This window comes from Paenibacillus antarcticus, from assembly GCF_001637225.1.
GTDB lineage: Bacteria > Bacillota > Bacilli > Paenibacillales > Paenibacillaceae > Paenibacillus_AQ > Paenibacillus_AQ antarcticus.
Genome location: NZ_LVJI01000002.1, coordinates 189,122 through 201,946 on the forward strand (window position 1 = coordinate 189,122; position 12,825 = coordinate 201,946).

General features: G+C 38.7%; 6 protein-coding genes and 1 pseudogene. All 7 read left to right on the top strand.

Annotation, left to right across the window (positions count from 1 at the left end):
* Positions 1–255: 255 nt before the first annotated feature.
* The 7 genes and pseudogenes from PBAT_RS03755 (at position 256) to PBAT_RS03785 (ending at position 12,707) form a co-directional block, all read left to right on the top strand.
* The gene (locus PBAT_RS03755; RefSeq protein ID WP_068646724.1) at positions 256–1,161 is read left to right on the top strand and encodes a helix-turn-helix domain-containing protein; all 906 of its coding nucleotides are present in this window, start codon (positions 256–258) and stop codon (positions 1,159–1,161) included.
* A gap of 347 nt (positions 1,162–1,508) precedes the next feature.
* Positions 1,509–5,150 carry a glycosyl hydrolase 53 family protein gene (locus PBAT_RS26175; RefSeq protein ID WP_068646726.1) on the top strand — a complete coding sequence of 1,214 codons (3,642 nt, stop codon included), beginning with the start codon at positions 1,509–1,511 and terminating at the stop codon, positions 5,148–5,150.
* A 350-nt stretch (positions 5,151–5,500) separates the two neighbouring features.
* Complete coding sequence (locus PBAT_RS03765) at positions 5,501–5,908, top strand: (deoxy)nucleoside triphosphate pyrophosphohydrolase (RefSeq protein ID WP_068646728.1); 408 nt, start codon at positions 5,501–5,503, stop codon at positions 5,906–5,908.
* Positions 5,909–6,000: 92 nt separating this feature from the next.
* Complete coding sequence (locus tag PBAT_RS03770; protein ID WP_248912401.1) at positions 6,001–8,922, top strand: DEAD/DEAH box helicase; 2,922 nt, start codon at positions 6,001–6,003, stop codon at positions 8,920–8,922.
* Between the two features lie 76 nt (positions 8,923–8,998).
* Positions 8,999–10,442, top strand: a pseudogene (locus PBAT_RS03775) (DUF3427 domain-containing protein); the annotation flags it as partial.
* 330 nt (positions 10,443–10,772) lie between these two features.
* Positions 10,773–12,143, top strand: coding sequence for a DUF5677 domain-containing protein (locus tag PBAT_RS03780; protein ID WP_068646730.1), 1,371 nt, complete (start codon positions 10,773–10,775; stop codon positions 12,141–12,143).
* A gap of 333 nt (positions 12,144–12,476) precedes the next feature.
* Positions 12,477–12,707: a hypothetical protein gene (locus PBAT_RS03785; protein ID WP_149466294.1), complete on the top strand. Its 231-nt coding sequence runs from the start codon at positions 12,477–12,479 to the stop codon at positions 12,705–12,707.
* Positions 12,708–12,825: the final 118 nt, after the last annotated feature.

A 12,825-nucleotide genomic window follows, 5' to 3' on the forward strand; every position in this document is an offset into this window, starting at 1 on the left:
GAAGGTTGAAATACTTCTAGTTCGCCATCCTTATCAAAAATCTTTATTTTAATAATCAGAGGAGACCATTGTAGATACTTGGGTTCCTCTGTTTTTATGTGAACTACATAGATGGACTACAAATAAACCGAGGAATCCATGATATGGGTTCCTCGGTTTATTATCAAGGGATTGACTAGGTAAATGGAATAAGAGCAATTCAGGTCAAGAATGACTTCTCCTTTTGAATTACGATATATACGTGGAGGTGAGAAAATGAAACAGGTAGAAATAGTAATGGCGGTGCAAACTATGCAGGAATATATTGATGCCCACATATATGAAGAGATTACACTTAAGCAACTCTCCAATGTAGCTGGATATTCTTCGTGGCATGCATCCAGAATTTTTAAAGATATCATTGGAAGATCGCCATTTGATTATATACGTGCTTTAAGATTATCCAAAGCTGCTCTAGTTCTACGTGACGATGAATACAAAATAATCGATGTTGCATTAGATTATGTCTTTGACACTCACGAAGGGTTCACTCGTGCTTTTTCAAAAGAATTCGGCTTATCGCCTAAAAAATATAGTCAAAACACACCTCCTATTCAACTTTTCATGCCTGAAAGAGTTTTCGATACTTACCGGGAATTTCATAAAGGAGAAATGAATATGAGTGAGAACAAAGTTACCAAAACAGTATTTGTGCAAATTATTGAACGTCCTGCCAGAAAGGTTCTTCTAAAGCGAGGAATCAAAGCCATCGGATATTTTGCTTACTGTGAAGAAGTGGGTAGTGATGTATGGTCTATGCTTACAAGTGTTAAAGAAGCGATTTATGAACCTATTGGCATGTGGTTGCCGAAACACCTGATAACAAAGGGAACTTCCCTATATGTGCAAGGAGTAGAGCTGCCGACGGATTACAACAATGCCGTTCCTGAAGGATATGATCTTATTGATTTGCCTCCATGTAAGCTGATGATTTTTCAAGGGGAAGCGTATAACGATGATGACTTTATGGATGAAATCGGCGAAGTGTGGGATCACATTGAGAAATTCGATCCTACGATTTACGGATATAACTGGGCTCCTGAAGTAGCACCGAGATTTCAACTTGCTCCGATGGGGTATAGAGGGTATATTGAGGCACGGCCTGTTGTTTCAGTGAATTAACTCGGGTGATGTGAGTGAGTTAGCGAAGTTACTTCATGGCTAGTTGGAAGGACCTTAGAAGATATTTAAAGAATGATGGCTGAAGAATAAACTCAGTCGGCCTGAATGAACTATATCAAAACCGTTTCCCACTCAAACCGGGGAACGGTTTTTTGCTGCTGTGCCTGTAATGGAACTATCTGGTAAGGGGTGCCTGTAAAAGTTAAAATGCTTGCTTAAACATACAAAATGTTTCATTTCGAACATTACATAAGCTTTTAACTACTGATATATTTATTTGTAAGGGCTTACATGAGTTAGAAGCACTCATTTATATCTAAATATTAGGTTGGAAAGGTGATTAGAATATGAGAATTAAACAAAAGGTTATCTCTATTTTTGTAGCAGTGTTGTTGACGATAAGTTCATTTTCATTCAGCTTGGGGGCTGCCTCGGCTGCAGTTGAGGACAGTACGTCGTATATTGTGAATGGCGGTTTCGAAGCTGATTTTTGGGAGGATCAATCATGGAGTGTGGAAACGGATAACTGGGATCAAGTAGATATTCTGCGATATTCATATGAAGATGATACTTGGCTCAAACCAGATGAAGGAGAGCACGGATTCAAGTATTGGATTAAGAAAACGGCTTCTGAAGACCAGTTAGTTACAGTGAATCAGGTTATTCCTACTCTTCCTGCGGGAAGCTATGAGCTCTCGGTTCATTCGATGGGCGGAGCTGTGATTGATAATGAAGTGGGAAATGTTGAATTGTTTGCGGGAAGCGAGAAGGCAGCCTCCGTTGCCACCACTGGCTATAATGCTTGGGGGACAGTCAGTTTGAAATTTGACTTGGAGCAGGATACTTCTAATCTAGTGATTGGGGCGAACATAAGCGGTGCTCCAGCAGCATGGGGATATTTGGACAGTTTTGAGTTGAGACAAGTGAGTACGGAAGTGACTCCACCGGTGACTCCACCAGTGGACGCGGATATTTTTGTGAAGAAGGTTGAAGGACTAGAGCCCGACTTTATTAAGGGCGTGGATATCTCGAGTATTATTGCTTTAGAAAATAGCGGAGTCAAGTTTTATAATGAGAGCGAAGAAGTGCAGGATATTTTTACAACCGTACATGAAGCCGGGGTTAATTACGTTCGGGTACGTATATGGAATGATCCTTTTGATACAGGAGGAAAAGGTTATGGCGGCGGTAATAATGATCTGGCAACCGCGATTGAAATTGGCAAAAGGGCGACGGCTAATGGCATGAAGCTGCTGGTGGACTTCCATTATTCCGATTTTTGGGCCGATCCAGCTAAGCAGCATACGCCTAAGGCATGGGCAAATTTGAACTTCGAAGATAAGAAGACCGAACTGTACGAATATACCAAAGAAAGCTTGCAAGCCCTGCTTGATGAGGGTATTGAAATTGGTATGGTTCAGGTAGGTAATGAAACTAACGGACAATTTGTCGGCGAATCCGATTGGGGTAAGATGAGCCAATTGTTTAACGCTGGAAGCAAAGCGGTTCGAGAGATCGACTCCAATATTCTGGTCGCTCTGCATTTTACGAATCCGGAATCGGTGGGCAGATATGCTGGCTATGCGAAAACCTTGCTAGGTAATGATGTAGACTATGATGTGTTTGCGAGTTCATATTATCCGTTCTGGCACGGCACATTAAGTAACTTGACATCCGAGCTGAAGCAGGTTGCCGATAAGTATGAGAAAAAAGTAATGGTAGCTGAAACCTCCTACGCGTATACCGCTGAAGACGGGGACGGGCACGAAAATACAGCGCCTAAGAGCTCAGGTCAAACCTTAGATTACCCTATTAGTGTTCAAGGCCAAGCGAGCTCGCTTAGAGACGTAATCGAAGCTGTTGCCAATGTGGGTGAAGCGGGAATTGGTGTGTTTTATTGGGAGCCTGCATGGCTTCCGGTAGGTCCGAAAGATAACCTGGAGGATAATAAGAGAATTTGGGAACAATTCGGTTCAGGTTGGGCCGCAAGCTATGCGAAGGAATATGATCCTAAAGATGCAGGCGTATGGTATGGAGGAAGTGCTGTTGACAACCAAGCTTTGTTCGATTTCAACGGACATCCGCTTGATTCGCTGAATGTGTTCAAATATGTGAATACAGGGGCTGTTGCTCCCATTACCATAGATGAAATCAAGGATGTCTCGGTGACGGTGAATGCTGGGGAGAAGATAAATCTGCCGACAGAGGTAAGTGTTACTTACAATGATGGAAGTTCCGGTATGATATCTGTTACGTGGGATCAAGCGGCGCTTGAGCAAGCCATTATCCAGGGTGCAGGCAGCTATGTCATCGGTGGAACCGCAGAAGGCGATCACGCGGTAAAGGCTATTCTCCAGATTAAAAAAGAGAACCTAATCGTCAATGCAGGTTTCGAGAACAACGACAGAAGCATGTGGAAGATCACTTATGGAGTCGGAAGCGAACTGGATACAGACTATCTGAACAAAGTCTCAGATGCCAAGAGTGGGAACTATTCACTGCATTTCTACTCTGCGAAAGCAGTGGACTTTAGAGTAGAGCAGACCATTTCCGGGCTGAAGAACGGATATTATAATCTTTCTATGTTTATCCAAGGCGGAGATGCTGTAAATCCCGATATGAATCTCTTTGCTGTAACGGGTAGCAAGGAAGTGAAAGTAAACACCGGTGTGAACGGGTGGGCGCAGTGGAATAATCCCGAGATCCAGAATATTCTCGTTACTGATGGAACCCTTACGGTCGGCGCTAATATCAAAGCAGATGGCGGTGCATGGGGAACAATGGATGATTTCTATTTAAGCTTTGTTAAGGATGTTGAGGGGCCGAATACAGATCCAGGGACGGAAACTCCGGGAACACCAGGAACACCAGGAACACCAGAAACACCAGAAACACCAGAATCTCCAGAAATTCCGGGAACACCAGATCCAACACCGACACCATCAGGCGGAGGCGGAGGCTCAACAACACCAACATCCCCAACATCCCCAATCGATAGCAAGGTTACTGCAACGGATGGGAAATTAACACTTCCTGCTGGTAGAACGGGTCAGGTCAGCTTGAGAGATGCGATCACCATCACTATTCCAGCAGGCGCTACCAACAAAGCAATGAAATTAACGATAGAAGAACTATTGAACACGCAAGTTCTTCTAACGAATAAAGAGATTCTAGCTAGTTCGGTATTTGAACTTTCCAAAGATTTCTCAGAGAACTTCAGTAAACCGGTAACATTGACTTTTACCTTTGATCCTACCAAGTTGCAAAGCAATTATATTGCATCCGTATTCTATTATGATGAAGTGAAGAAATCATGGGTTAAAGTTGAAGGTGGTAAGATAAAAGGGAATCATATCACAGTAGATGTCAATCACTTTACGAAGTATGCGGTACTCGTTGTAGATCAATCCACGGGTCTTCCCGTAACAGAGAAACCAACGGAGGTTAACTTTAGCGATATCGCTGGACACTGGGCTGAGGTCAGCATCAAGAAAGCGATAAGTAGCGGAATTGTCAGGGGTTATACGGACGGAACATTTAAGTCGAACACTACCGTGACGCGCGCAGAATTTGCTGTCATGCTGATGAATACGTTGAAGCCGCAAGAGGCAGGAGAGACGCTGACCTTCACAGATTCTGCGAAGATCGGATCGTGGGCACAGAAAGCGGTCGCGCAAGCCGTACAATTAGGCATTATTAAAGGTAATGAGGACGGGACATTCCGTCCAGATGCAGCAGTTACAAGGGCAGAGATGGCAGTGATGCTTGCACATGCTTTGGGTCATTCTATTGAAGCCAATGCTACAATTGGCTTCGCAGATGACAATGACATCCCAGCGTGGGCCAAAGGTAGCGTTGCTATCGTGAAGCAATCAGGTATTGTGCAAGGGAAGAACAATAACAATAACAAATTCCTCCCTCAAGAGCATGCTACAAGAGCGGAAGCTGTAACGGTTATGCTGAACCTGCTGGCACAAGAAAGCAAGTAAAGTGAAAGCATCCTAACAAAATATTGTCATATTAGAAGAAGGGGGGATCGCACCCCTTCTTTTTTATTCACCCCTTTACAATGTGGCGCTCACCAGTGGTTTAGAGTGGAACTTGAAGGTGACTGAGAAGGAATCGTTCGACGTACTCAAGAAGATCTAAGCGACCTTTGAGAGCTATTGGAAGGATAGAGTTTAAGAGCTTTCCCTCCGAAGATGTGATGATCGCCTAAACTTGTTAAACATCAGGTTTTATATTGTTGATTATGTACAGTATTATCTTTTATTGGTATGATACAATATATTTTATTGTTAGAAAGAACTGAGAGTATATCATTTAGGTAGGTGTATTTATGAAAAAGGATATTTTTGTCGTTGGAGCAGTTATTGTAAATGAAGATAAAATACTATGTGCTCAAAGAGGCGTGAGTAAATCATTACCTCTAAAGTGGGAATTTCCGGGTGGAAAGATTGAAAGTGGTGAAACTCCGCAAGAAGCTTTAAAACGTGAGATACATGAAGAAATGAATTGCCAAGTCGAAATTGGTGATCATGTTGAAGATACCACTTACGAATATGACTTTGGCATCGTTCATTTAACTACATATTATTGTAGATTAATTGAGGGGACACCGACGTTAACAGAGCATGTTGCGATTAAATGGTTACCAAGAGCTGAGTTGAACACATTGGATTGGGCTCCTGCTGATATCCCAGCGATCCAGAAGATTATGAACCATCGAGTTGACAGTACCGTATAATTTATTCGGAATTTAGGACAATCTGCATTTGTATGAAGGTTGTCTTTTTGTCATATAATGGATTGTGCTAATGGATTAATAATTATACAATTATGCTAAAAATTAAGGTGAGTGGAAATGACATGACTAGCGTAGCTCTTAACTATGAGAATACCGTTCTATCACCAGTTGACGGTTCACTCGTAAAATATTCCCCTCAGTTGTTAATTAATAATCCGCTGAAGAATGAAAATATATTGTCTTCAGTAATAGAAGAATTGACACATTGTCAGTCATTCATGTTTATTGTAGCTTTTGTAACAGAAAGTGGTCTTGCAACACTCAAATCTTATTTACTTGATTTAAAGGGAAGAGGAATTAGAGGAAGGTTATTAACCTCAACATATTTATATTTTAATAACCCTAAAGTATTTCGAGAACTTTTGAAAATAGAAAATATGGATGTTCGTCTTACGGATCTAAAAGGATTTCATTCGAAGGGCTATATTTTTAATAAGGATGCCGATCATGCATTAATTATTGGCAGTGCTAATTTAACAGTGCAAGCTTTGAAGATCAATTATGAATGGAACGTCAAACTTAAGTTGAATCCGCAGGATGAGTTCCTACTTCAGATTCGTAGTCAGTTTGAAGAAGTATGGAATGGTGCAAATATTCTAACGGAAGAATGGATATTGAATTACGAGAAGATTTTTGTGGAATTTACAGCTAGAAACATAATGAATGAAGAATTAACAAATATAGTCGAGAATAATAACCAAGTTATACTTGATACGATTGAACCGAATAAAATGCAATTATCTGCACTAGAAAATATAAAAGCAGTACGTCTTGCGAGTCACAAGAGGGCATTAGTGATTTCAGCAACAGGAACAGGGAAAACATATCTGTCAGCGTTCGATGTTAGAAGTTTCAATCCTAAACGTTTGTTATTTATCGCGCATCGTGAACAAATATTACTAAAGGCCAAATCAGACTATATGAATGTAGTAGGCGGCATAGATCAAGATTATGGAATGCTATCAAGTACAGGGAAGAACATACAAGCAAAGTATTTGTTCGCAACGATTCAGACGATATCGAAATCAGATGTTCTGAGTCAATTTGATCCTAAAGCGTTTGACTATATTTTAATCGATGAAGTACATAAAGCAGGTGCGAGTTCATATCGCAAAGTCATTGAATATTTCAACCCTCAATTTATGCTCGGAATGACAGCAACGCCAGAGAGGTCGGATGATTTCAATATCTATCAGTTGTTTGATTATAATGTAGCTTATGAAATTCGATTGCAAGCTGCTCTTGAAGAAGATATGCTCTGTCCTTTCCATTATTTCGGTGTGACTGATCTTGAAATGAATGGAGAGACAATTGATGATTCTTCTATATTATCGAAGCTTGTAAACGATGAACGCGTAGTTCATCTAATCGGTAAAATTGAGTATTATGGTTTTTCTGGTGTTAAGGTAAAGGGATTGATATTTTGCAGCCGGAAGGATGAGGCAATAAAATTATCGGCCATGTTCAATGAAAAAGGATATCGGACGATTGCATTAACTGGTGATGACGCAATAGAGATTCGAGAAAAGCAAATACGAGCTCTTGAGAAAGGGGCACTCGACTACATCATAACAGTAGATATCTTTAATGAGGGAATTGATATTCCAAGTGTTAACCAAGTTGTTATGTTAAGACAAACCCAATCTAGCATTATTTTTATTCAACAACTTGGGCGCGGACTTCGTAAACATGCTGATAAAGAGTTTGTAACTATTATTGATTTCATTGGGAATTATAAGAATAATTATTTAATCCCAATTGCATTATCTGGTGATAAATCTATGAATAAAGATAATATACGAAGAATAATGAAGGATTCAAGCTATATTAATGGCGTATCAACCATTAATTTTGAGGAAATTGCAAAAGAACAAATTTATAAATCGATTACTAATAACAATTTAACTGAATTAAGGAAATTGAAAGAAGCTTTCCATGAATTGAAGAATAGGATCGGTCACAGGCCAACATTGCATGATTTCATTACTAATGAATCTATTGATCCTATTGTTATTGTGAATAGTGTGAAGCCTCATAAGAATTACTATCAATTCTTAATCACGATTAATGAAGATATTCCAGAATTAACTTCATATGAACAACAGGTTCTAACTATGCTTTCTTCAGAAATACTCGATGGGAAACGAATACATGAGATTATTTTACTAGAGTTACTATTTCCCAATGGCCAAGTGGCCTATGATGATTATGTTACGACACTAGAGCAATTGAACTGTCGAACAGATCCCAATACATTGTCATCTGTCATTAGAGTAATGGATTTATCATTTTTTGTTGCAGCACAAAGGAAGAAGTATGGGGATACACCGATTTGTATTTTAAAAGATGGCGGGTTCTATTTAAACGATGATGTTAGACGGAATTTGGAGACAAATGAAACATTTAAAGAAATGTTTCTTGATGTCATATTATGTGCAAAAGAAAAAACAAGAGTCTTTGATAGTAGCACCTCATTGACCTTATACCAAAAATATACCCGGAAAGATGCTTGTAAGCTTCTCAATTGGGAAAGTGATGAAAGTTCAACGATATATGGTTACAAGACAAAATATAATACTTGTCCAATATTCGTTACATACCATAAGCATGATGAGGTAGAATCTAGTATTAATTACGGCGATGAATTTTTATCTCCATCTATATTCAAATGGTATACGAGAAGTAATCGGAAATTACAGTCAGAAGAAGTCAAACTGATTATTGCAGCTGTAGATAACAATATAGATATTCATATTTTTGTGAAAAAAGATGATGATGAAGGCGGGGATTTTTACTATTTAGGGGAAGCTAATCCAGATCTAACATCTGTTAATCAGACATTTATGCAGGGCAAAGACAACAAAGAAGTCCCTGTAGTATGTATGGATATGATTCTAAAAAATCCGGTAGAGCAGAAGTTGTATGAATATATTAAAATGAATCTCGATTACTAAGAGTTAAGTGATGATTCCTGTATTCGTCAGGAGTCATCTTTTTTAATATCTATTGATAACGATCAGTATTGTAATAATCGATGTAGAGCATGCCCTTTATATGGCTAAGGTATTTAATGAAGCGGGAATTCCAGCGGTGGCGTTGCATGGGAATTCTAGTAACGAGGAACGAAGTACAGTTAAGAGTAGACTCATTAGCGGTGAGATCTCTATGATCTTTGTCGTGGATCTCTACAACGAGGGCGTGGATATTCCAGCCGTCAATACGATTCTGTTCCTGCGTCCAACGGAGAGTTTAACCGTATTCTTGCAGCAGTTAGGTCGTGGACTACGATTGGCTAAGGGCAAAGAGTGCCTTACGGTGCTAGATTTTATTGGACAAGCGCATAAGGAATACAATTTCCAAGATAAATTCAGAGCGTTAATGGGCAAGACGAAACACTCGATTCAGCATTATGTAGAGAATGGATTCTCTTCGCTGCCTAGAGGAACCTTCATTCAACTTAGAGAAACAAGCCAAGGATTATATATTACGAAACTTGAAGCAAACCAAGAACAATCGTAATAATCTGATTAGCAAAATAAAGTATTTTCAAGAGGACACAGGTCTTGAAGTGACATTGGCGAACTTCGTTCGTTACCATGGTATGTCTTTGTTTGACTTCTATGGCGGGCGGGGTGGCAACCGATTCTTTAGAGGATTAATGGTAGAAGCAGAGATACTAGAACCATTCCAATGGGATCATCCCGAACACGTGAAGCGCATTCCGGCACTGCTGAACTTGAATTCTCGCAGATGGCTGAAGTTCTTAATCGACTATTTGGAAAATAGTACGCAGCCACATGACGATGACGAGCACCGGATGTTAGTCATGTTCTACTATACATTTTATCGGGCAGAGCCTGTAAAGCTTGGATTTAAAGATATAGAAGAAGGCATTCAGGCAATTCTAACCTGCCCTCAATTTAAGGATGAGATTGTGGATATCCTAAAATATAACGAGGAACATCTTGATTTTGTAGATAAGAAACATGAATTCCCCTTCACTTGTCCACTAGATATCCACTGTATGTACAGCATGGATCAGATATTAGCGGCATTTGGCTATTGGAATGGGGATAAAGCACCAACCTTCCGCGAAGGCGTGAAATATTTCGAGAGTGAACAGATAGATATATTCTTCATTACACTAAATAAATCTGATAAAGATTTCTCACCATCAACACTCTATGAAGACTATGCGATAAATGAAAGGTTGTTCCACTGGCAGACACAAAGTAGTGTATCGGAGAACACCAAGACCGCGCAGCGGTATATCCAACACCGGAGCACGGGTAACCGCATTGCGTTGTTTGTTCGGGAATACAAAGAGAGTGAAAAGTTCACCTCTCCATTTGTCTTCTTAGGGGAAGCAGATTACGTGAGTCATGAGGGGAATAAGCCAATGAGTATTGTGTGGAGATTGAGGGAGGAGTTGCCTCCGCAGATGGTATGGGTGGCTAATAAGTGTATAGTGTAAGGAATGGATTATAAAACAACCATAGCATATGGACAACAATTAATAGTATTCGAAATGTTTCCGCATACGGTGAATGTCAAGTGTTGTTCACAACTAGTTTGGAAAGGAAAGAATGAGTGAGAAGTTAATGTGGGAATGCCCTCTCTCTAATGAGAGGTTTGTTTTGAAGGCGGAATTTAGTGATTGCGATATGAGGGGAGTCAGATTAATGACTAATTGAACGTACGATGGAGGTAGTATACATATGCCTAGTAAATATTCCGACATATAGTATGATATCTTTAGCTTTGGTATGAGCTTTTTAATCGAATGAGTAGGAGTGTTGTTAAAGTGAACGAGGAAGAAAAATATGAAAAAATTTTAAATCCCAAGATTACAGATTTTAAATTCGACAAAAAGGCAGGTAAATTAGTCAATCCTTACAATATGGATAATGGTAAGAGGTCGTCAATGTACTTATATAGTCTTGTCATTGGACACTTATGGATAATTGAATTAATTTCTCAAAATGGTTATGGGGAATATTTGAATGAGATCATTTCATATGCTGAAAATAATAGTACCAATTTAGTTGAATGGATGCTCACTGAGACGCAGGCTGAAGAAATATCTGATATTCTGAAAAGTTATGGATTGAATTTTGAAAAGAAAATTGTAAAGGGATTAAATGTAAACAATTACAAGTCGGAGTTTGAAGGGTTGAAAACGAAAGACCATCCATATAACGTATTAAGTCGATACTTTCATCTAATTAAGATGGGGCATTCAAAGCAAATCAAAAATTTTTTTGAAGAGGAATTAGGATTCGAAGAAAATTTATCCGAACATTGCTCTATTATTAATGCTATATACTTAGGATTAACTATGACAGACTACGAACAAACGTTAATATACAGCATGTCTGATAACATTATAGAAATATTGACTGAAGAGTCACTATGTTCAGTGGAATATCAAGAATTAAGGTACTATCCTAAGAATGTGGGAGTAATACCTTATATCTCAGCTATTACTGAGCACGTATCAAAATATTGGGAAAATTATAGTGATAATGAACAAATTCTTTTAAGCAAACTTATATATAGTCTAAGAATATTGAGTGAATTGAACATTTCATTAATTGGTTTAAATGGGATTTTATCTTCAATGAGCACCAGAGTTCTTTTTGATAATTACTGGCAATCTAAGTATCTTATCGAAAATAACGAAGTGGAAAAATACAAAGACTATGCGTTGGATAGGTTAAGATTGCACATTCTTAAACGTACTGGACGGGAAGATATAAAAGATATAGATATTTTAAGGGTTGCAAGTGAAAACAATTTGATAGCACCTATCCCTATAAATGGTGATTATTTCACAAAGTCTGTAAGAGAAATTTGTATTCAACTCGGGTTAAAAAATGAATATGATAAATTCTATGAATACAATAGTGAGTTTATACATGCTTCTCTCACTGCTGTACTTTCTGGATTAATGACAGAATGCTCAAATCCAGAACACAATTTTCATTTGACAATTAATCCAAGTGCTTCCCGCTATATTGATTCAATGCCCCATATTGTTGATATTATAAATATGCATATAGAATTAATTAACGGTTATATTGGAAAAGATGTATTTGAAAAGTTTGATTTGGAAGAACTATACTTCCAGAATAGAACTGATTTTTTACAATACATGAAAAAAAACAACGAATAATTTGAATAAACTGGGGAATTATCCGTGTTGTATTTGCCTTCTCTTTACCGAGAGGGTGTTTTTGTCTTCATAAGGGAGCAGGAGAAGGATACTATAGGAGAAATGAGGGAGGGAAGCGTTTATATCCGTAAGACTCTTAGTGTCTGTGATATTGGGCGATACACATCTACTCGGCTGTTAAGGAGAGAGAGGTAGTTCCTTTGATCAGCAAATAGTAATACCTAATAAACATCAAGTTTTGATTAGTCGAGAGCAATTTTAGAGATTATAAACCTGGCTATGGTCTTGATTTGGCTGTTGAATGTTTTAGATATGTTAATAGTCAAAAAAAACATGGCTGAAACATTGGGAGAACACTTCGTTGCTCAAGTAAAAGCCATACATTCAACAGAAATTACGAACATAAAAGTGTATGCTCGACATAATATTGAGAAGACGGAATTAAGAATCGAAGAAGAAATGCTTGAGATTGAAGTGATCAAGTTCCCGAGATGCCTTAATATCGAATCCTGTTTATATTACGCAACCCAGACAGCTGCAATATTGATGAGCTGCTTGATGTAGTTGGAAAGTGCAAACTGGAAAATATAGAATCTGAGTTAGAGGCTTTGCAAATCTGGGGGAGGAAGGAGGGCAATCAAAGCCCTTCTCAGAGCACTTAAAACTGCAGAGAAGACTAATA

What these genes read in the sequence shown, in the direction of transcription:
- PBAT_RS03770 (WP_248912401.1), top strand. Translation starts at nt 6,001, where the DNA reads ATGCTAAAAATTAAGGTGAGTGGAAATGACATGACTAGCGTAGCTCTT.
- PBAT_RS26175 (WP_068646726.1), top strand. Translation starts at nt 1,509, where the DNA reads ATGAGAATTAAACAAAAGGTTATCTCTATTTTTGTAGCAGTGTTGTTG.
- PBAT_RS03755 (WP_068646724.1), top strand. Translation starts at nt 256, where the DNA reads ATGAAACAGGTAGAAATAGTAATGGCGGTGCAAACTATGCAGGAATAT.
- PBAT_RS03765 (WP_068646728.1), top strand. Translation starts at nt 5,501, where the DNA reads ATGAAAAAGGATATTTTTGTCGTTGGAGCAGTTATTGTAAATGAAGAT.
- PBAT_RS03785 (WP_149466294.1), top strand. Translation starts at nt 12,477, where the DNA reads ATGGCTGAAACATTGGGAGAACACTTCGTTGCTCAAGTAAAAGCCATA.